Origin of the sequence: Paenibacillus sp. NEAU-GSW1 (assembly GCF_009737085.1) — a bacterium.
Taxonomy (GTDB): Bacteria; Bacillota; Bacilli; order Paenibacillales; family Paenibacillaceae; genus Pristimantibacillus.
The window spans coordinates 21366-43184 of the sequence record NZ_WOVL01000004.1; the positions used below are offsets into that span (position 1 = coordinate 21366).

At 53.1% G+C, this 21819-nt stretch carries 16 protein-coding genes; 1 reads left to right on the top strand and 15 read right to left on the bottom strand.

Annotation, left to right across the window (positions count from 1 at the left end):
- Position 1 precedes the first annotated feature (1 nt).
- The 6 genes from uvrB to ftsE all read right to left on the bottom strand — a co-directional run bounded on the left by uvrB (position 2) and on the right by ftsE (position 8262).
- The gene (gene uvrB, locus GOM71_RS03450; RefSeq protein WP_367649450.1) at positions 2 to 1984 is read right to left on the bottom strand and encodes an excinuclease ABC subunit UvrB; all 1983 of its coding nucleotides are present in this window, start codon (positions 1982 to 1984) and stop codon (positions 2 to 4) included.
- Positions 1985 to 2427: 443 nt separating this feature from the next.
- On the bottom strand, positions 2428 to 3756 hold the full coding sequence (locus GOM71_RS03455; protein ID WP_367649451.1) for a PDZ domain-containing protein: 1329 nt from the start codon (positions 3754 to 3756) through the stop codon (positions 2428 to 2430).
- Between the two features lie 130 nt (positions 3757 to 3886).
- Positions 3887 to 5365, bottom strand: coding sequence for a S41 family peptidase (locus GOM71_RS03460; RefSeq protein ID WP_253944681.1), 1479 nt, complete (start codon positions 5363 to 5365; stop codon positions 3887 to 3889).
- Positions 5366 to 5474: 109 nt separating this feature from the next.
- The gene (locus tag GOM71_RS03465) at positions 5475 to 6647 is read right to left on the bottom strand and encodes a murein hydrolase activator EnvC family protein (RefSeq protein WP_156278522.1); all 1173 of its coding nucleotides are present in this window, start codon (positions 6645 to 6647) and stop codon (positions 5475 to 5477) included.
- A gap of 21 nt (positions 6648 to 6668) precedes the next feature.
- A complete protein-coding gene (gene ftsX / locus GOM71_RS03470; RefSeq protein ID WP_156278363.1) occupies positions 6669 to 7586 on the bottom strand; it encodes a permease-like cell division protein FtsX in 918 nt (305 codons plus the stop codon).
- Positions 7576 to 8262: a cell division ATP-binding protein FtsE gene (gene ftsE / locus GOM71_RS03475; protein WP_367649452.1), complete on the bottom strand. Its 687-nt coding sequence runs from the start codon at positions 8260 to 8262 to the stop codon at positions 7576 to 7578. Before ftsE ends, ftsX begins: the two co-directional genes overlap by 11 nt.
- A gap of 290 nt (positions 8263 to 8552) precedes the next feature.
- Here ftsE and GOM71_RS03480 point away from each other — a divergent pair, with 290 nt between their 5' ends.
- On the top strand, positions 8553 to 9989 hold the full coding sequence (locus GOM71_RS03480) for a VanW family protein (RefSeq protein WP_156278364.1): 1437 nt from the start codon (positions 8553 to 8555) through the stop codon (positions 9987 to 9989).
- 466 nt (positions 9990 to 10455) lie between these two features.
- On the opposite strand, the gene argH is transcribed toward GOM71_RS03480, so the two are convergent.
- The 9 genes from argH to prfB all read right to left on the bottom strand — a co-directional run bounded on the left by argH (position 10456) and on the right by prfB (position 21781).
- A complete protein-coding gene (gene argH / locus GOM71_RS03485) occupies positions 10456 to 11871 on the bottom strand; it encodes an argininosuccinate lyase (RefSeq protein WP_367649453.1) in 1416 nt (471 codons plus the stop codon).
- 99 nt (positions 11872 to 11970) lie between these two features.
- Positions 11971 to 13206, bottom strand: coding sequence for an argininosuccinate synthase (locus tag GOM71_RS03490; protein ID WP_156278365.1), 1236 nt, complete (start codon positions 13204 to 13206; stop codon positions 11971 to 11973).
- A 310-nt stretch (positions 13207 to 13516) separates the two neighbouring features.
- Positions 13517 to 14473: an ornithine carbamoyltransferase gene (gene argF, locus GOM71_RS03495; RefSeq protein WP_156278366.1), complete on the bottom strand. Its 957-nt coding sequence runs from the start codon at positions 14471 to 14473 to the stop codon at positions 13517 to 13519.
- Between the two features lie 97 nt (positions 14474 to 14570).
- Positions 14571 to 15776 carry an acetylornithine transaminase gene (locus tag GOM71_RS03500; protein ID WP_156278367.1) on the bottom strand — a complete coding sequence of 402 codons (1206 nt, stop codon included), beginning with the start codon at positions 15774 to 15776 and terminating at the stop codon, positions 14571 to 14573.
- Positions 15777 to 15987: 211 nt separating this feature from the next.
- Positions 15988 to 16776, bottom strand: a complete 789-nt coding sequence (gene argB, locus GOM71_RS03505) for an acetylglutamate kinase (RefSeq protein ID WP_156278368.1) — start codon at positions 16774 to 16776, stop codon at positions 15988 to 15990.
- A 66-nt stretch (positions 16777 to 16842) separates the two neighbouring features.
- Entirely contained in the window at positions 16843 to 18096 is a 1254-nt protein-coding gene (gene argJ, locus GOM71_RS03510) for a bifunctional ornithine acetyltransferase/N-acetylglutamate synthase (protein ID WP_156278369.1), read from the bottom strand.
- 49 nt (positions 18097 to 18145) lie between these two features.
- Entirely contained in the window at positions 18146 to 19195 is a 1050-nt protein-coding gene (gene argC, locus GOM71_RS03515; RefSeq protein WP_156278370.1) for an N-acetyl-gamma-glutamyl-phosphate reductase, read from the bottom strand.
- A 187-nt stretch (positions 19196 to 19382) separates the two neighbouring features.
- Entirely contained in the window at positions 19383 to 20273 is an 891-nt protein-coding gene (locus tag GOM71_RS03520; protein WP_156278371.1) for a YitT family protein, read from the bottom strand.
- Positions 20274 to 20673: 400 nt separating this feature from the next.
- Positions 20674 to 21781 (bottom strand): peptide chain release factor 2 gene (gene prfB, locus GOM71_RS03525; protein ID WP_156278372.1). Its coding sequence is split into 2 segments (ribosomal slippage): positions 20674 to 21708 and positions 21710 to 21781, totalling 1107 coding nucleotides; the frame shifts between segments, so codons are not numbered across the junction.
- Positions 21782 to 21819: the final 38 nt, after the last annotated feature.

Genomic DNA, 21819 nt, shown 5'->3' on the forward strand with positions numbered 1-21819 from the left:
TCTATCCTTTTTCCGCGCGAAGCTCAAGCAGCGCATCGCGAAGCTCTGCCGCTTTCTCGAACTGGAGATTTTTCGCGGCGTCCTTCATTTCGGCTTCCAGCCTTTGAATCAGCGACTGGCGATCCTTCTTGGACATGTTGCCAGAAGCTACGCCTGTCAAATAATCGGCTTTCTCTTCGGCGACCTTTGTCGCTTCGATGACATCGTGAATCTTCTTGCGGATCGTCTGCGGTGTAATGCCATGCTTTTCGTTATATGCAAGCTGAATCGTCCGGCGGCGCTCGGTTTCCCGCATAGCCTTATCCATCGAATCCGTAATTTTGTCACCATACATGATAACGCGGCCTTCACTGTTGCGCGCCGCACGGCCGATCGTCTGGATGAGAGAACGTTCCGCGCGCAGGAAGCCTTCCTTATCAGCGTCCAAAATCGCAACGAGCGACACTTCCGGAAGATCGAGTCCTTCCCTGAGCAAATTGATGCCGACAAGCACGTGGAACACGCCAAGCCGTAAATCACGCAATATCGCGATACGTTCCAGCGTCTTAATATCCGAGTGCAAGTAGCGGACCTTGATGCCGATTTCCTTCAAGTAGTCGGTTAAATCCTCGGCCATCTTCTTCGTCAGCGTCGTCACCAGCACGCGTTCATCCTTGGCGATCCGATCGTGAATCTCGACAAGCAAATTATCAATTTGACCTTTCGTCGGTCGAACGTCTATGATCGGGTCGACAAGACCGGTCGGACGAATAATTTGTTCCACCATCGATGGGCAATGCTCGAGCTCATACGGTCCTGGCGTTGCCGATACATAGATCGCCTGTTTTACCTTGTTCTCGAATTCTTCAAACTTCAGCGGCCGGTTATCCATCGCCGACGGCAAGCGGAAGCCGTGGTTAACGAGCATTTCCTTCCTGGCCCGGTCGCCGTTATACATCGCCCGGATTTGCGGAAGCGACACATGCGACTCATCGATGACGATCAGCATGTCATCCGGAAAATAATCCATCAGCGTATACGGCGTAGCTCCGCGTTCCCGGAACGTCAACGGGCCGGAATAGTTCTCGATACCGGAGCAGAAGCCCATTTCCGCCATCATCTCCAAGTCGTAACGCGTCCGCTGCTCCAGCCGCTGCGCTTCCAGCAGCTTGCCTTCCTCGCGCAGCTCGGCAAGCCGCTCCTCCAGCTCGCGCTCGATATTGATGAGCGCAAGCTTCATCGTCTCCTCATGCGTAACGAAGTGGGATGCCGGGAAAATGGCAACATGCTCGCGTTCCCCGACAATTTCGCCGGTCAGTACGTCGATCTCGGTAATGCGTTCGATCTCATCGCCAAACAGCTCGACCCGGATCGCCCGTTCGTTGTTCGCGACCGGGAATATTTCTACGATATCGCCTCGAACGCGAAACGTACCCCGCGTAAAGTTAATATCATTTCGTTGGTACTGAATATCGACCAGCTTGTGCAGGATCGTATCCCGTGATTTCTCCATCCCGACACGCAGCGACAGTACCAGACTGCCGTACTCCGTCGGCGAACCGAGACCGTAAATACAGGAAACGCTCGCGACGATGATAACATCCCGCCTGTCGAACAACGAGCTGGTCGCCGCATGACGCAGCTTATCGATCTCGTCGTTTATGCTGGAATCCTTCTCGATATACGTATCCGTGGAAGGGATATACGCTTCCGGTTGAAAGTAATCATAATAGCTGACGAAATATTCGACCGCGTTATCCGGAAAAAATTCCTTAAACTCGCTGCACAGCTGCGCAGCAAGCGTCTTGTTGTGCGCAATGACGAGCGTCGGCCGGTTCAGCTGGGCGATTGTATTGGCGATCGTGTACGTTTTGCCCGTGCCCGTCGCGCCTAGCAGCGTCTGATGCGTCGTTCCCGCTTTAACGCCTTCCACCAACTGCTGAATTGCCCGCGGCTGGTCTCCCTGCGGCTTGTAATCCGACTTCAATTGGAATGTCTCGCTCACTTGCTTCCTCCACCCCGATTTCCGTTTATTCTATCATTATAGTCAATTTTCCCTAAAACAAGCAGAAAACAGTAGTCTCAGCTGTCTCTCTTCTCACTTCCCAAAAAAGGACGAGAATATATGTTCCCTTTCCATTATAAGCTTACTTTTCGAGGGATGCAATGCCAATACTGAGGTTAAAACGGCAAACGGCTTTAACTTTAAATGTAAATTTGCTTGTCGTCCAATTTCATCTCGTTGAATTACGAACACAGGGGTATGATTCATCCTAAAGGCCTCACAGGCCTTTAGAGCATACATCTTCGACCGCTTCGAGTTACCTAAAGGCCTCCGAGTACGTTACAACTGGCTCAGCACCGCTTCATAATCGTTTCGCTATAAAAAAAATAGCGTTGAGCATGTCCATTATGAGACATGCCCAGCGCTATTAACCTTCCAAAAAATTACGGTTGTGCCGATATATCGTCATTGGCGGTCACAGTCGAATCGTTGAAGCTTCTCCCCCGGCGATTGGCCGTCCGCGAGCTTCGCAGCAGCTCCAGCAGCGAGCTTGGGCCAGCGGCCGCATAATAATTCGCCTGCTCGTCAGGTGCAAGAATTACGCCGAGCTGATGATGGTCGCCAGCGTAACGCGCCCGCTGCACAAATTTCACCTCGCCGGCGAGGTTCAGCACCTCGAGCTTGCTAAGCGCTGAATTGCTCTGCAGCGACGCATGCAGCTCCTCCTTCGAATAAACACGGACGCCATTGACCTTGGCGATAATTTCGCCCGCTTCAAGCCCCATTGCCTCAGCCGGCGTACCCGGCACGATGCCGAGGATGCGCAAGCCTCGCCGGTCGTTGACGTACAGCGGGCTTCTAACCGCCTCGACCGAACGGCTGCGCCATATGATCGCTTCGTGCATCACGAGCGAAACGAGCGCGGCGAGCGGCAGCAGCACAGGCTGCCACCAAGCCAGCAGAGCAGCTGCCAGCAGGCTTACGCTAAACAGCGTCAGCCCTTTGGCTGCATGCCGCGCCTTTTCCTTCGGCAGCATCGAACGGGTCAACTCGCTGAAGCCGATTACCATCGGCAAAGCGATGATGCTCCAGCCTTGCGTCCAATCCGCGCCGAACAAAGTCATCCAAGGCAGCGCGGTATGTTCCGCACCGGCCATTCCCCCCGCCGGGACGAGCAGCAGCAGCGGCACCGGCCAAAAGCCCTGCAGCATGTAGCCGCCGACCAATTTGCCGCGCTTGCCTTCCAGAAACAGAGGCGTCGCCAGCTTGTCCCCTTGCTTGGCTACTAGCATAGCTTCCGCCAAATGCAGCAGCGCTACAAGCATGAGCAGGCCCGCCATGTCTATCGCCTCTAACGAGGCCATCATATCGCCCTGCCAGCCTGATAAGCCGTCGAGCGGCAGCAGGCCCGCAAGCCATTGGAGCAACGCCAGTACACCTGCTCCGTAGGCAAAGCATAAATAACGAATCCGAAAAAGCATAAGCACAACAGCGGAGCCCCAAAGCCACAGCACCGCTTCCTGAGAGACCGATGCGCCGATGAAAGCGCCGACGACGGAGAAGCAAAGTCCGGTCAGCAAGCCGGCAACCACTGCCCTTCCAAGCAGACGCGGCCAAACATGCAGACGCACTGCGAACATTTGCCGCTCCAAGCGAATTTGCCTCATATACTGCAGCGCAATAAACAAAATAGCTATATAGTAAAATGGCTGGGCCAACAACTGTACCGCCGCCGTTCCTAATTGCTCAAGCAACGCAAAAACTGCATCCACCCTATATCCCCTCTCCAACGCGCATTTTCCATTTTCCAAAAAAATAAAGGCTGACTCCGCCCGCAGAATACCGCCGTCAAATTGCCGTTTCTGCTTGGAGCCAACCTTTATTTATTTCGACATCACTTTTTTATTTCCTGCCGATCGCCTCAACAGCCTTATTCAGCTGAATATCATGGCTCTCATCCTTCAGCCATTTAATAACCGCCTGCTCCAGCGCCTCGGCTGTCTTCGTATCGATTGTCCCGTTCGTCGGAAGACCGGAAGCGGATTGGAACTTTTTGACCGCCTGCTCGGTGCCCTCGCTGAAATAACCATCTACGCGCTGCGGATCGTACCCGAGTCCTTGCAGCATCACCTGAGCGCTGCGAACCGCATCGCCAAGCGAATCCTTGCGCAGCGTCTGCGCAACTGCAATCCGCGCAACACTGTAAAGCGCTGGCGGCTTCACCTCAATCGTCGGGGCGATTCCTTTTTCGTGAATCCATTTGCCGTCCGGCGTAAGCCACTTCGCAATCGTCATTTTGACCAAACTGCCGTCGCCTAGCGTCTTATTGTAGCTGACTTGAACCGTACCTTTGCCAAACGTCGTTTCGCCGAGCAGCTCCGCGCCCGCGCGCTCCTGCAGCGCTCCCGCCAAAATCTCAGAGGCGCTCGCGCTTCCCTTGTTGATCAGAACGGCAAGCGGATAATTTTTGACCGCTCCGCCCTTTGATTTGGAAGCATCGCGTTTTCCTTCCCGATCTTCGACTTGCACGATCGTCTCGCCGTCCGGTATAAAGTTTTGCGCGACATCAACGACAACCGGCAGCACGCCTCCCGGGTTGTTGCGAACGTCGATGACAAGTCCTTTAAGCCCTTGGCTTTCCTTCTCGATCCGGGCAAGCTCTTCCTTAAATCTGTCTGCCGTGTTCCACGAAAACTGGCGAATCTCAATAACGCCGATGCCGTCGCCGCGCAACTTGGCATAGACCGTCTCCACATCAATGTCGTCGCGCACCAAAATAATTTCGATCGGCTCCGAGAAGCCGACCCGCGATATTTGCAGCTTCGCTTTCGTCCCTTTCGGACCGCGAATTTTACCTACAGACTCGTTCAGCGTCAGCCCGTCCAGCTTGTCGCCGTTAACGGAGAGCACAACGTCCTTAGCCCGCAGTCCTGCGCGCTCGGCCGGAGAGCCTTTAATCGGAGAGACGATGACGACCTTTCCGTTCTCCTGCGTCACTTCAGCGCCGATGCCGGTAAACGAGCCTTCAATCGATTCGGAAAAATGCTTCGCCGTCTCCTTCTCCATATATACCGAATAAGGATCATCCAGCGACGACATCATGCCGCGCACCGCGCCGTCAACCAAATCGCTGCGGTCCATGTCTTGAAAATATTTCGTCTCAATCAGATCGAGCACTGTATTCATCTTATTCAGCTCTTCTTCCGAGAAGCCTTTCCCCTCGCCCGCAGCCGCCGATACCGCCGTTTGCCTGTCCAACCCGCGGATCATCCGCTGATCAGCCCACGTCAATGTGACGGCCATCGTCGTAATCATCGTCAACAGCACAAATACTATGACTGTACGTCCTTTAAATCGCAACTCGACACCACCTTCATTCATTGACCGCATACACGTCAAATTTCGTTAACTGCACTAGTATATGACAAGCTGCCCTGCTCCATGCGGTAGCGGAAAAGAAGGCAGCCGACCGGCTGCCTTCTCGGATGTCCTATTTTAAATAACTGCTTGGGTTAACTTTCGTACCGTTTTTGATCACTTCGAAATGAAGATGCGGCCCAGTCGATTGTCCGGTACTGCCAACCTCGGCGATTTTCTGGCCCTTTTTGACCTGCTCGTCCTTCTCCACCTTAATGCCGCCATTGCGGATATGTCCGTACAGCGTCCACAAACCGTTGCCATGATCAATAATGATGCAGTTGCCGTAGCCGCTCCATACTTGCGCGATAATGACGACTCCGGCTTCCGCCGCATAAATATCCGTGCCTTGCGGCGCCGCAAAGTCGATCCCCGTATGCAGCTTCTTTTTGCCCGAAATTGGATGAGTCCGATAGCCAAAGTTCGAGCTTACTCGATAATTGTCGCGAATCGGCATTCCAAGCTGTCCGCCGGTATACGGATTTTTAATTTTGTTTTTCTCTTTTTGCAAATCGGACACTTTCTTGGCCAAATCGATCAGAAGCTGCTCTTGCTCCTCGCTAATTTCGTCCTGCTCTTCGATTTCTTTGTTGAAGGTAGCGATCATAACTTCTTTCTCTTCTTCCTTAGCCTCCAGCTCCGACTTGTACTTTTCCAGCTTCCCGTACATTTGCTTCACTTCAGAGAGCGCCGCAGAAACTTGCTGTTGTTTCTCGGCAATGAGTTCTTTATCGTGCTTGCGCTGCTCCAGAATGACGCGATCCTGGCTCAAAATCGATTGCAGCGAATCGAAACGGTCCAAAAAATCCATGAAGCTCGTCGAGCTAAGCAGCACGTCCAAATACGACACAAAGCCGTTCTCGTACATTAGCACTAGCCGCTGCTGCAGCAATTCATCGCGCGACTCGACCTGCTTTTCCGCTTCCACGAGCTCTTCGCCGGCCTTTTGAAGCTCCGCTTCCTTATCATCCACCTGAACCTGAACGCGGGTCAAATTAATCGCTACCGTGTCGAGCTCTTTCATAATCGTCTCGATCGACTTTTTGGCATCGGCCTTCTGTGTGTTTAATTGCTCCTTTTGCCTCTCAGCGTCAGCGGCATCTTTCTCCGCTTGCTCGATTTGTTTTTTCGCGTTGGCAAGATCCTTGTTGATTTTATCGAGAGAAGAGGCCGCGTGACTGCCAACAGGCTGCAACAAAAATACTGTCAGCATCGTTAAGACAATAATCCACTTATTCGCCTTCATCGTTTTCACCTGCGCGGTCACCTACACTTTCAAATATTTGCGTACCGAAATCGTGCTTCCCCAAACGCCGAGCAGCGTGCCCAGTCCAATAATCAGCGCCGCAACCTGCATTCCGCTTTCCTCAAGCGGCACGAGCTTAATCATCATCAATCCCATTTCAAGCTCTGTCATTCGCAGCAATTCCGAATAAGAGAACAGAACGACTGCAGCCGTCAGAAGCGAAGTTACAAGCCCGATCAGAGCTCCTTCAACGAAAAACGGCCAGCGGATAAACGAATTCGTCGCGCCTACGAGCTTCATAATGCCGATTTCGCGCCTGCGTGCGATAATCGTCATTTTGATCATGTTGGAGATGAGAAACATCGCCGTAACACCTAGCCCGATAACAACGACCAGGCCGACGTTGCGGACAGCGTTCGTAATTTTGAACATCGTCTCAATCGTCCCTTGCCCGTACTTCACTTTCGTAATCGGCGATGCGCCGTCTGCTTTGTTAATGCTGTTGATTTGCGCGGCGGCCGCTTCGATCGTATGCGGATCAAACACTTCCACTGTAAAAGAATCCGGCAGCGGATTGCTCTCCTTGTCGTAGCCATTCAGCAAATCATCGCCGTCTTCGCCCAAGTTTTTGCGCAAAAGCTCAAGTCCTTCTTCTTTAGACACGAAGGTAACCTTGCTCACTTCCGTCAGCTTGCCGATCTTGTTCTGAAGCTCTTCCCTTTTCGCTTGATCCACGCTCGTCTGCAAGTAAACGCGGATTTGCACCTGATTTTCAAAATCGGAGGCGACGCTGTTGATGTTAAACGCCAGCAATAAAAATACGCCGAGCAAAAAAAGCGAGATGAACATCGAGCTCATCGAGGCAAAGGTCATCCATCCGTTGCGAAGGATGCTTCTGAACCCTTCGCGAATGTGGCGGAGAAACGTGCTAAATCTCATAGCCGTACTCCCCTCTTGCCTCGTCGCGCACGATATTGCCGTTCTCGATGGCGATTACGCGCTTGCGCATTGTATTTACGATGTCTTTGTTGTGGGTAGCCATGACGATCGTTGATCCGCGGAAATTGATCTCCTCGAGGAGATTCATAATGCCCCATGATGTCTCGGGGTCCAGGTTGCCGGTCGGCTCGTCCGCGACGATAACCGCTGGATTGTTCACGATGGCGCGGGCTATTGCCACCCGCTGCTGCTCGCCGCCGGAAAGCTGCGCGGGCAGGCTGGCATGCTTATGCTTCAAGCCGACGAGATCGAGCACTTCCATCGTCCGCTTTTTGATCACGCGTTTGGGAGCTTCTATGACTTCCATAGCAAAGGCGACGTTCTCGTAAACGGTCAGCTTGGGGAGCAATCTGAAATCTTGGAAAATAACTCCGATATTGCGGCGGACATACGGAATTTTGCGCGGTTTGAGCTTGCCGATGTTGAAGCCGTTAACCGAAAGCTGCCCTTTGGTCGGCACTTCTTCGCGATAGATTAGCTTCATGAATGTCGATTTGCCGGCGCCGGAAGGGCCGACGATATATACGAAATCATTGCGATCTATTCGAACGGATACGCCCTTTAGTGCATGGGTGCCATCCTTGTAGGTCTTCCATATATCTTGCATCTCTATCACAAAAGTTCACATCCTGTTTCATCTGAAATATAAAGGAATTCCGCACCTGCGGACAGTCATGCCAGCATAACTATTTCGACAGAGAATGCGTAAATCCTCCACAATGACGACTATTCCCACTTTTTTCACATTTCTCATAATGATTTTTCGACGTTTTGCAGGCGCGCTTGGCGCTAAATTCGACAAATGGCAATCGGCCTCGCTCCCCTTTCCGCTTCAGACAATAACGGGCGGGCGGCTGCATATACATGAAACATTGTCATTGGACAGGAAGAAAGGATGATACACGAATGAAGAAGCTGCATATCGGACTTATTATCGTTTTTTCGCTTCTCCTCTTGGCGTCCATAGCTTGGGGATTTCTATGGTTTTACGCCGAGAAGGATACGGTGCCGGAGGGCGTTACGGCGGGCGGCATTGCGATCGGGGGCATGAAGGTTGAGGAAGCGATCCAAATATTGGACGAATATGAGAACAGACTGGAGCAGCGCTCCGTCAAAGTTACCGCAAATGCAGAAACAGCGGACAGCAAGCAGTGGACCGTTGCGGATATCGGTTACAAAGCGGCGTTCGTCGATGTAAGAGAAGCGCTCGTTAAGCTCCGGGAAGGAAACCTGATCGAGCGCGCCAAATATCGCTATCGCTTTCCTTTGACCTACGAGCTTGCGCAATCGTTCGACCGAGCCGCGTTCGAAACGCTGGTACGCAAGCAGTGGGGCTGGATAGACAACAGCGAGACAAAAGACGCGACGCGCACGATTACCGACAAGGACGAAATCAAATATACGACGCATACGGACGCCTATCGGATTGATGTTCCGGCGCTCGCAGGAGAGGTAGCGCAGTGGATCATCGTCCCCGAGGAAAAGTTGGGCGATAGGAGCGGACTAGCGGAAATGCTGGATGCCGAACTTCCCGTCGCAACCGTACATCCGGAAGTAACGCTTGAAAAGCTGAAAGACGAAGGCATCGAGCGAAAAATATTCGAGTTCACAACCGATTTCAATACGAGCGCTGCCGGCCGTGCGCACAACGTTACCGCCGCTGCAAAAGCGCTGAACGAAAGGCATTTGGCGCCGGATGAAATATTCTCGTACGGAAAGGTCATCGCGCTTGCCGAGGAAAAATACGGTTTTAAGGAAGCGCCGGTTATTCAGAACGGCAAAATCGTTCCGGGGATCGGCGGCGGCATTTGCCAAGTTTCCAGCACGCTGTACAATGCCATTTTGCGGACGGGACTTGAAATCGTTGAACGGCGCAATCATTCCATCCCTTCCTCCTACGTGAATAAGGGACAGGACGCAACCTTCGCCAGCGGAGCGATCGACTTCCGTTTCCGCAACTCGACGGGCAAGCATTTGATTATCCGCACCGTTGTAGAGAACCGCAAGCTTACCGTTAAGCTCTTCGGCACGATGCCGGAAAACGTTAAATATGACATTGAATCAGTTACTGTCAAAGAGCTTGCGCCAAAAGTTCAGGAGGTCACGGACAAATCGCTGGAGCCCGGACAAAAGGTTGTCGTGCAGGAAGGCCGCAGCGGCTACATCGTTGAAACGTTCCGCACGCTGTTCCGCGATGGCGAGAAGGTATCGCGCGAGCGGGTTTCCCGCGATACGTACCGCGCCGAGGCGACCATCATCCACGTCGGACCTGGCAGCGGCGCTCCGGAGAAGACGCCAAATCCAGATCCGTCCGAGAGCATTGTCGAGGACGGCGTGGGTTAAGGCGAGCAGTACCGTAAGGTACTCTCAGCTGAGACGCTCTAACGGAACGGGAGGCCGTTAGAGCGCGATTTCGCGTCGTTGTAGATGGCGAGCGCCAATCGTAAGGTCCTCTCGTTCCGTTAGGGAGTACTATTCGAGCTGCCTAAGACGCTCTAACGGAACGGGAGGCCGTTAGAGCGCGATTTCGCGTCGTTGTAGAAGGCGACCGCCAATCGTAAGGTCCTCTCGTTCCGTTAGGGAGTACTATTCGAGCTGCCTGAGACGCTCTAACGGAACGGGAGGCCGTTAGAGCGTGATTTCGCGTCGTTGTAGAAGGCGAGCGCCAATCGTAAGGCCCTTTCGTTCCGTTAGGGAGTGCTATTCGAGCTGCCTGAGACGCTCTAACGGAACGGGAGGCCGTTGGAAGGCGAGCAAAAAAAAGTCTCAACGGACCGCATCAACGGTCCATTGAGACTTTTTTCGCTTACTACCGGCTGCGCTCTGCGAACTCGGTTACCCAAGCCGCCGCTTCGGCAAGCTGTGCTTCAGCGCGCTCAATCGCGCCCTGCACTTGAACCTTCGCCGTACCGCCGTATACGTTGCGCGCGTCAACGACTTGCTCCGGCTGGAGCACCGCATAAATGCGGTCGTCGAACAGCGGCGAGAATTGCTTGAACTCTTCCAGCGTAAGGTCAAGCAAGTATTTGTTTTGCTCGATGCAGTACAGCACCGTTTTGCCGATCACTTCGTGCGCTTGACGGAACGGCAGCCCTTTGCCGACGAGGAAGTCGGCGATATCCGTCGCGTTCGAGAAGTCTTGATTGACAGCTTGACGCATACGGTCTTTGTTGACCTTCATCGTCGCGATCATCGGCGTGAACAGCTGCAAAGCGCCTTGCATCGTTTTAACCGTGTCGAACATGCCTTCTTTGTCTTCCTGCATGTCCTTATTGTAAGCGAGCGGAAGCGACTTCAGCACCGTCAGCAGGCCGACGAGGTTGCCGTAAACGCGGCCTGTTTTGCCGCGCACAAGCTCCGGAACGTCCGGATTTTTCTTTTGCGGCATAATGCTGCTGCCTGTGCAGAAAGCATCGTCCAGCTCGACGAAACGGAACTCTGTGCTCGACCACAAAATGAGCTCCTCGCTAAGGCGCGACAAGTGCATCATGATGATCGAAGCATGGGACAGAAACTCCAGAATGAAGTCGCGGTCGCTGACAGCGTCCAAGCTGTTCTCATACACCCGGTCGAACTTCAACTGGCTCGCTACGAAATGCCGGTCGATCGGGAACGTTGTTCCCGCCAATGCGCCAGCGCCAAGCGGAAGCACGTTGATCCGTTTGTAGCTGTCTTGAAGACGCTCGAGATCGCGGCCAAACATCGATACGTACGCCATCATATGATGAGCGAACAAAATCGGCTGCGCCCGCTGCAAATGCGTATAACCCGGAACGATTGTATCGATATTCGCTTTAGCCTGCTCGACAAGAGCGGCTTGCAGCTTTTGCAGAAGATCGACAAATTCTACAACGCGCTTGCGCAAGTACAAGTGCATATCCGTAGCAACTTGGTCATTGCGGCTGCGTCCTGTGTGCAGCTTGCCGCCGACCGGACCCACATCATCGATCAGCGTTTTCTCGATGTTCATATGAATGTCTTCGTCGGAGATCGAGAATTCCAAATCGCCGCGCTTAATTTTTTGCAGCACGCGATGCAGGCCGTCTTTAATCGTCTCCACATCGTCAGCAGGCAGGATGCCCTGCTTGCCAAGCATCGTTACATGCGCCAGGCTGCCTTGAATATCCTCTTCGGCCAGCTCTTTATCGAACGTAATCGACGCTGTGTATTCTTCTACCAATTGGTCGGTTTTTTTCGTAAAACGTCCGCCCCACAATTTGCTCACTGATTCGACACTCCCTTAAACGGATCCATATATTCGTGCGGATAGGCCGCCGCCCCGCAGCTAGCAGGATCAGCGACCTATCCGTTCGTCTTTTTTGTATTATTTGTTGTTTTGCTGTACGCCGGAAGACACTTTCAGACGGAGCGCATTCAGGCGGATAAAGCCTGTAGCGTCGCCTTGATCGTAAGCTTGCGATGGATCGGCTTCCATCGTTGCGATGTCCGGATTGTACAAGCTGACAGGGCTTTTCACGCCTGCGCCGATGACATTGCCTTTGTACAGCTTCAGGCGCACAACGCCAGTAACCGTCTTTTGCGACTCGGTTACGAGCGTTTGCAGCACGACGCGCTCTGGCGCAAACCAGAAGCCGTTGTATACGAGCTGGCTGTATTTCGAAATGAGCGAATCACGCAGGTTCATAACTTCGCGGTCCATTGTGATCGACTCCATTTTACGGTGCGCTGTGAACAGAATCGTGCCGCCCGGCGTTTCATATACGCCGCGGCTCTTCATGCCGACAAAACGGTTCTCCACCATGTCGACGCGGCCGATGCCGTGTTTGCCGCCAAGCTCGTTTAGCTTGTTCATAACAGCAAGCGGACTCAGTTGCTCGCCGTTGATCGCCGTACAGTTGCCTGCTTCAAAAGTCAGTTCAACATACTCAGCTTGGTCCGGCGCGCGCTCCGGCGATACGCTCAGCACGTACATATCTTCATTCGATTCCGCGCTTGGATCGAACCAAGGATCTTCGAGCATGCCGCTCTCAAAGCTGATGTGCAGCAGGTTGCGGTCTGTCGAGTACGGCTTCGCAGCCGATGCCGTTACCGGAATGCCATGCTTCTCCGCGTAAGCGATCATCTCAGCGCGTCCTGGGAATTGCTCGCGGAAAGCTTCGTCACGCCAAGGCGCGATCACTTTAATGTCCGGAGCCAGTGCAGCTGCATTCAGCTCAAAACGAACTTGGTCGTTGCCTTTGCCCGTTGCGCCGTGAGCAATCGCTGTCGCGCCTTCTGCGCGAGCAATTTCAACCATACGCTTCGCGATCAAAGGACGAGCGATCGACGTGCCGAGCAAATATTGTCCTTCGTACAATGCGCCTGCTTGGAACATTGGGAAAATGAAGTCTTTTGCAAACTCGTCTTGCAGATCGTCGATGTAAACTTTCGAAGCGCCTGTTGCCAGAGCTTTCGCTTCCAGGCCGTCAAGCTCCTCGCGTTGGCCGATATCAGCCGTGAACGCGATAATTTCAGCGTCATACGTTTCTTTCAACCATTTCAAAATAACCGATGTGTCCAAACCGCCCGAGTAGGCCAGTACGATTTTTTCCTTAGCCATAATTTCTTCTTGCACCCCTTAACTAATGTTGTGTTGCGGCAAAATGCCTTTATTAGTGGTGTTCAAAAAGTCCGTTTTCAGCACACTAGCAATGCTTCCGAAGCTGCGTTTTTTCAAACGCTTTAGAAGGTTGAATGAAGCTAGGGAATGAGGATCGGAGCGTAGTGAGTTACTACGTGAGAACCTGAAATGTTTCCGCAGGAAACATACTTCGGAAGCATACGCTGTCCCGGCTGAATTCAAGATTCGATGTCGATTCTGCTTCTTGGAGAGCTTCGCGATCAAAATTGGACTTTTTGAACTACCTCTATTACATAATCGCGGCCATGATTGCTTTTTGCGCATGCAGACGGTTCTCCGCCTGATCGAAAATAATCGAATGCTTGCCGTCGATAACGCCTTCGCTTACTTCCTCGCCGCGATGCGCTGGCAGGCAGTGGAGGAATTTATAATCTTGCTTCGCATATTTAACGAGCGCTTCATTTACCTGATAGTCGGCAAAAGCGAGCTCGCGCTCTTTCTGCTCGGCCTCTTGGCCCATGCTTGCCCAAACGTCCGAGTAGATGAAGTCGGCTTCTGCAACGGCTTCCTTCGGATCGCGGCAAATATGGATTTTCGCTCCTGTTTCCTTCGCGTAGTCTTTCGACTGCTGAACCAGGCTTGCGTCCGGCTCATAGCCTTCCGGCGTTGCGATCGAAATGTCCACGCCCAGCTTCGCAGCGCCCATCATCAGCGAGTGAACAACGTTGTTGCCGTCGCCAACGTAAGCGAGCTTCACGCCTTCGAATGTGCCTTTGTGCTCCAGAATCGTCTGATAATCGGCCATCGCTTGGCAAGGATGGGACAGATCGGACAATCCGTTGATGACCGGAATGGTTGCGCCACGAGCCAATTCCACAACGTTGCGGTGAGCAAACGTACGGATCATAATGCCGTCAAGGTAACGCGACAGCACTTGCGCTGTGTCCAAAATCGGCTCGCCGCGGCCGATTTGCAGGTCGTTGCCGCTCAGGAACAAGCCTTGTCCGCCGAGCTGGTAAATGCCGACTTCGAACGAAACGCGAGTCCGCGTGGACGATTTTTCAAAAATCATGCCAAGCGTTTTGCCCGCCAGAGGCTGGTACGCTTCTCCGGATTTTTGCTTCCGTTTCAAATCGATCGCCAAATCGATCAAATAACGGATTTCTTGCGGCGTATAGTCGCCCACCATCAGAAAATCGCGGCCCTTCAAGCTTGCCGCCAACTCTTCTTGTACTACATCTTGCATTGGGTTTCCTCCTGACATCGGGACTTTGAGCGGAGCTCCAAGTCACTCTTTTTCAAATGTTTTGCAAAGCAAAACATAAAACTTCGTAAGCTGAAATTTAAATGCTGCTTGCTTTATTGGATAACAGCTCGGTTAATGTTTTGACTGCCGAATCGATTTCTTCCGTCGTAACAAGCAGGTTCGGCAGCAAGCGAATGACGTTTGGTCCCGCTGTAATAACGAGCAGGCCGCGTTCTTGCGCATCCGTAATGATCGAAGCGACAGGCGCTGCGCATTCGATGCCGACGATCAGACCCAAGCCGCGCACATCCTTCACGAATGGATTGCCTTCCAGCTTGGCGCGAAGCTCGCTAATCAAATAGCTGCCCGCTTCCGCTGCACGCTGCGGCAATTGATCGCCGACGATTTCTTCAATCGTCGCTTTCACGACAGCTGTCGCGATTGGCGTGCCGCCGAACGTCGAGCCGTGGCTGCCTGGACCAAACGCTTCGCGAAGCTTTTCCTTCGCAACGGCTGCGCCAACGGGGAAGCCGCTGCCGAGCCCTTTTGCCAATGTGAAAATGTCCGGCTCGATGCCATAGTGCTCATAGGAGAACAGCTTGCCTGTACGGCCCATGCCCGTTTGAATCTCATCGACGATGAGCAGAATGCCTTTGCTCTCGCAAAGCTGTGCCAGCTCCTGAACGAATTTCTGATCCGCCGGGAAAATGCCGCCCTCCGCTTGAATCAGCTCCAGCATAACGGCAGCCGTCTTGTCGGAAATTGCCGCCTTCACGGCTTCGATATCGTTGTAAGGAATGTATTTGAAGCCTTCCGGCAATGGCGCAAAGCCTTCTTTCACTTTCTCTTGGCCCGTTGCTGTCAACGTAGCCAGCGTCCGTCCATGGAACGACTGCTCGAACGTAATGATCTCGTAGCGTCCGTTGTTAAGCACTTTCTGCTGATAACGGCGCGCCAGCTTAATCGCCGCCTCGTTCGCTTCCGCACCGGAGTTGCTGAAAAAGACCGCGTCGCCGCAGCTGTTCTCGGTAAGGAGACGGGCTGCGTCCTCCTGGTTCGGAATACGGAACAGGTTCGATACATGCCACAGTTCATCCAACTGCTTAACCAGCGCTTCTTTCACTTTGCGCGGCGCGTGGCCCAGATTGGTAACGGCAATGCCGCTCATAAAATCGAGGTACTGTTTGCCCTGATCGTCCCATAGCCAGCTGCCTTCGCCTTTGACGAGGGCGATTGGAAATCGGCCGTATGTAGGAAGCAGCGATTGCGCAGCGTCTGCCGCTGCTGTTTTCGTTTCGCTCATTTGGTTTACCGCCTTTCTTATATATTGGTGCTAAGCATTATCGTCTGCCACTGCGGGAAAGATTGTCTTCTGGTCGCTGTTGTTTTCGAATTTTCCTGAATCAAACCGCATAGCGGTTGAAATTCAAAAACAAAGGCGAACGCTATCGCTCCTCCAGATCAATCTTTCCCTCCGCGACCTCCTCTGCTTTTCACAAAACACATCAAAACTGCTATCCGCGGACGATTCGCGTACCAACGCCGCCTTCGCGGACGGCTTGGGTTAAGACGCCTGGCTGCTCGCCGCTGACGATGACAACCTCTTGAACGCGTCCTTGGATGCATTGCACTGCGGCGCGTACTTTCGGAATCATGCCGCCGTAAATTTCGCCGCTCGCAATCATCGTGTCGATCTCCTCGACCGTTACAGACGGAAGAACGACTTTCTCTCCGTCAACCGTCTTCATGATGCCCGGCACGTCGGTGACAACGATCATCTGCTCGACGCCGAGGTGAGAAGCTACGGCGCCGGCTGCCGTATCCGCGTTGATGTTGTAACGCTGGCCTTGGCCGTCAATGCCGATCGGCGCGATGACCGGCATATAGCCCATCGCCATAACGCCTTCGATTACGTTCGCGTTGACGTCGGTTACATCGCCGACAAAACCGATCTCCGCCGCGTTCGCCACCGGCTTCGCTTGAATGAGCAAGCCGTCAACGCCAGAGAGGCCGAGCGCTTGCGCGCCGTTCGATTGGATTTTGCGGACGATCTCTTTGTTGATGCGTCCCGCGAGCACCATTTCGACGACATCCAGCACGGCGTCATTCGTTTTCCGCAAGCCGTTCACGAATTCCGTTTCAATGCCCAGCTTCGTCAGCGTCTCGGAAATCGCCGGACCGCCGCCATGGACGATAACCGGATGAACGCCCGACTGCTGCAGCTCGCGCAGCTCGCCGAAGAACGAATCCGGAAGCGCAGCAAGCGTGCTGCCGCCGCATTTCATTACAAACCGTTGTGCCATGCTACGTTTTTCCCCTTTATTATTGCTTATATTATGCGATCAAAATTGGACTTTTTGAATTGCCTCTTAAGTGCGGTAAGCCGCGTTGATGCGAACGTAGTCATAAGTCAAATCACAGCCCCATGCAGTAGCGGAGCCGTTCTCCATGTGCAGGTCGACGCGGATAACTACCGTATCGCCTTTCAAATACTCGAGCGCGGCATCTTCGTCGAATGCGACCGGACGAGCCTGCTCCAGCGTCAAAATATCGCCAAGCCTTACGTCTATCGTATCCGGGTTGATCGGTTCGCCTGCGCGTCCCGCCGCTGCGATAATCCGGCCCCAGTTGGCATCTGCGCCAAACACGGCCGATTTCACGAGCGAAGAGCCGATAATCGTCTTCGCGATAGCGCGCGCGGAATCATCGCTTACTGCGCCGTTGACTTGCACTTCAACCAGCTTCGTTGCACCTTCGCCGTCGCGCGCGATTGCTTTCGCCAGCACTTCGCAGACGTAGCGAATCGCAGAAGCGAATTTCGCCCAATCCGGATGCGCCGCCGTAAGCTCGCTGTTGCCGCCAAGGCCGCTCGCCATCGCAACAAGCATGTCATTTGTGCTTGTGTCGCCGTCAACTGTAATCATATTAAAAGTCAGATCCGTCACTTCGCGAAGCAGCGTCTGCAGCGAATCGCTGCCGATTGCCGCATCCGTCGTTACGAATCCGAGCATGGTCGCCATGTTCGGATGAATCATGCCTGAGCCTTTGGAGGCGCCGGCAACATGAATGAGTTTTCCGTCGATCTCAACAGAAACGCAAACCATTTTCTGTACCAGGTCTGTCGTCAGAATCGCCTGGCAAAAGCCGTCAGCGCCCGCACGATCGTCTGCAAGCTGGCCCGGAAGCGCGTCAATGCCGCTGCGCACCTTATCCATCTTTAGCAGCTCGCCGATTACGCCTGTCGAAGCAACCGCTACTTCCTCCGCTTCCACTTGAATCGCCTCGGCGAAACGCGAACGCATTTCGTATGCGTCAGCTTCGCCTTGCTTGCCCGTAACCGCATTCGCGTTGCCGCTGTTTACAAGCACAGCGCGCAATGTGCCGCCTGCGCCGATGCTCTCGCGCGTCACTTTAAGCGGCGCCGCTTGGAATACGTTCGTCGTATAGACTCCAGCCGCAGCCGCAGGCACTTCGCAGACGATTGCGCCGAGGTCGTGACGGGTCGATTTTTTCAAACCGCAATGAAGTCCGCCGGCTTTAAAGCCTTTAGGCGTAGTAACCGAACCCTCTGCCACAACCGTAAACGGCGCAGAGGTTGAAAATGAAGCTTGCCCCAGTCCCATGATTCAATCGTATCTCCTTCGCTTCGTTCAAATAGGGTGATTGCTCTATTTATGGATATACCGGCACGAATTGCAAACCGAGCGTCTCGTCCCAGCCCATCATTAGGTTCAAGTTTTGAATAGCCTGTCCTGCCGCGCCTTTGACCAGGTTGTCGATAACCGAAATGATCGTGACGCGCCCTGTGCGCTCGTCGACCGAGAAGCCGATATCGCAATAGTTCGAGCCCCAAACCTCTTTCGTGCTCGGCCAGTTGCCTTCTTTGCGCACGCGGACAAATTTGCGGCCTTCATAATAGCTGCGGTAAAGGTCAATGAAATCGGCTGTCTTCCGTCCGTCTTTCACCGTCGCATAGATCGTCGACATAATGCCGCGCGTCATGGGCGCCAGATGCGTCGTAAACGTAATCACGACATCATGTCCCGCAACGTCAGACAGCACCATTTCGATTTCCGGAATGTGCTGATGCTTGTTCAGCTTGTAGGCTTTGAAGTTTTCGTTAATTTCCGGATAGTGGTTGCCGACGCTTGCGCCGCGTCCCGCTCCCGATACGCCCGATTTCGCATCGACAATAATCGTCGACGTATCAATCAACCCCGCCTGCACCGCAGGCGCAAGGCCAAGAACTGTTGCCGTTACGTAGCAGCCCGGATTCGAAATGAATGCGGCGTCACGAACGTTTTCCCCGTATACTTCCGCCATGCCGTAAACCGCTTGCTTTAAGTACGCCTTGTCAGCCGGTTCTTTCTTATACCATTGCTCGTAAAGGGCCGTATCCTGCAGACGGAAGTCGCCTGACAGATCGATAACCTTCAGTCCGACGTCGAGCAGTTGAGGCGCTAGCTTCGAAGCGACTGCCGGAGGCGTTGCTGTAAAGACAACATCCGCTTTCGCCTTGATTGCTTGCGGATCAACATCGTCCAGAAGCTCCGTCCGAATATCCGTCAAATGCGGATAGCCTTCTGCAAATGGCGTTCCAGCCGCTGAAGACGATATTACCGACGTCACTTCTACATGTGGATGCGACGCCAAAAGCCGAATAAGCTCAACGCCGCCGTAGCCAGTCGAGCCGACGATAGCCGCCCGTATCTTTTCGCTCATCATTCATCTCTCCTTATAAAAAAAGCTGTATTTCAAATCTATATTAGTCCGCGGTAAAATCTGCATCCTTATATTTTACATGATTCAACAGCACATGGAAATATCGTCTTGCTGTTTATGTCTGCGTATTATTATACATCTGTATTCATAATAATACAACGAAAAATAAGCCCATAAAAGGCCCTCACTACTCCAGTTTAAACCCTTGTCCGACGACTTCCGCCGTATCGCTGATGATAACGAAAGCACCCGGGTCTACGGCTCTTACAAGCTGCTTCAGCTTGGCGACCTCCGTTTGTCCGACCACAACCATCAGCACCCTGCGGCCTTCTCCGGTATAGCCGCCCTGCGCATCCAGCTTCGTTAATCCGCGGTCCAAATCATGCAGAATGGCATGGCTCAGCTTTTCCGTTTCATCGCTAATGATAAATGCAACCTTCGAGACCGCCAGCCCGGTTTGAACAATATCAATCGTTTTGCTCGTAACGAACAGTCCAATCAGCGCATACAGCGCCACTTCCGGCGAAATCACAATCCCTGTCCCGATAATGACGCAGCCGTCGAAGCAAGCAACTGCCAGTCCTAACGGCAAGCCTGTATAGCGATGCAAAATTTGCGCGGCAAGATCAAGACCGCCCGTAGAGCCCCGCCCGCGAAAAACGAGGCCAAGTCCGAGGCCGACGCCGATGCCGCCATAAATGGCAGCCAGCAGCGCATTGTCGGTTGGCGGCGGCCAATGCGCGCTAATGAGGACAAACAGCGGCAGCAGCACCGAGCCGATCGCTGTACTGATTGCAAACCGGCGGCCAAGCAGCCACCATCCCGCGAGAAATAGCGGTATATTGAACGCCCATTGCGTATACGCGGGCATGATGCCGGTCATTCGCTGGATGAGTATCGAAATGCCGGAAACACCGCCCGAGGCGATGCCGTTAGGCACGAGGAACAGATTGAAGCTGATCGCGACGATTATGGAGCCGAGAATAATTTGCGCGATGCTCCATATCGCAAGATTGCGCTTGCTCATCGGCTGGCGCGCGCGGCGCTTTTTATTTACAGGCATTATCTTTGCTGTCATAACTCGTGATGACCCCTTTTTTAAGCAATCATATGTAATGGGCTTTCCTAATGTTTGTAGCCAAACCTGCGATTCTGCAGGCTTTCTTATAAGTAACTTCTATATTCAATAAGAAACCTGCGAATATGCAGGAAAAAATCATCTTTAACCGATTGGATCAGCTAAAACAGTTCAATTGCCTGCATCTTCGCAGGTTTGAAGCTTGCTAGTTTGCCAAGCACACAAAAAACTGCATATTTGCAGGCATTCGTAGAAAAGAAGAACACTTAAGGGCGAATATCGCTTCCCGCATTCTGTATTTTCACACAAAAAAGAAGAGCTCCTTTAACAGTATCGGAACTCTTCCCTTAACCTATGCGAACGGAGCAGAACAAATCGTGCTGCGCCGCCCGCCTCTTATCTATTCTTTACGAATTTGATGGCGCAAATAGCCGTCGATGAAGGCGTTAATGTCGCCGTCCATAACAGCGCCGACATTTCCTGTCTCCACTTGCGTGCGGTGGTCCTTGACCATGCTGTACGGATGGAATACGTAGGAGCGGATTTGACTGCCCCACGCAATATCCGATTGCTCGCCGCGAATCTCGGCCAGCTGTTTTTGCTGCTCTTCGATTTTGCGCTCATACAGCTTGGAACGAAGCATATTCATCGCCCGCTCGCGGTTCTGAATTTGCGAACGCTCCTGTTGGCAGGCAACGACGATGCCCGTCGGAACGTGTGTAATCCGAATCGCTGATTCCGTCTTGTTGACGTGCTGTCCGCCGGCGCCGCTTGCGCGGTACGTATCGACTTTCAAATCCTCGCTGCGGATTTCGATTTCGATATCGTCGGTAATTTCCGGCACGACGTCGCAGGAAACGAAAGACGTATGCCTTCGGCCCGAAGCGTCAAAAGGCGAAATCCGCACGAGCCGGTGCACCCCTTTTTCCGCTTTCAAATAACCATAGGCGTTATAGCCTTTAACCGAAATCGTAACGCTCTTGATTCCGGCCTCGTCGCCGTCTTGATAGTCCAGCACTTCGACTTTAAAGCCTCGCTTCTCCGCCCAGCGCGTGTACATCCGGTACAGCATTTGGCCCCAGTCCTGCGACTCGGTGCCGCCCGCTCCGGGATGCAGCTCCAAAATCGCGTTCAGCTTATCGTAAGGCTGATTGAGCAGCAGCTGCAATTCGAAATCGTTGAGCTTGCCAACAAGAGCCGCGACGCCTTCAACAATATCCGTCTCGAGCGACTCGTCGTTCTCTTCCTCGGCAAGCTCCAGCATCGTCTGCAAATCATCCTGCTCATTGTTCAGGCGCTCATATTGCTCAACCGTCGACTTTACCGCGTTCAATTCCGCGATGAGGCTTTGCGCCCGGTCATTGTCGTCCCAAAAATCGGGAGCGGTCATTTTCTCTTCATAGTTCGCGATCATCTCTTGCTTAAGATCTAAGTCAAAGAGACCCCCTGAGTTCTTGGAGTCGCTTCGCCGATTCACGCAGGTCTTGTTTTACCGATGTGTCTATCATAGCGTTTGCTTCACCTCAATCTAAGTATAACGCGCCCG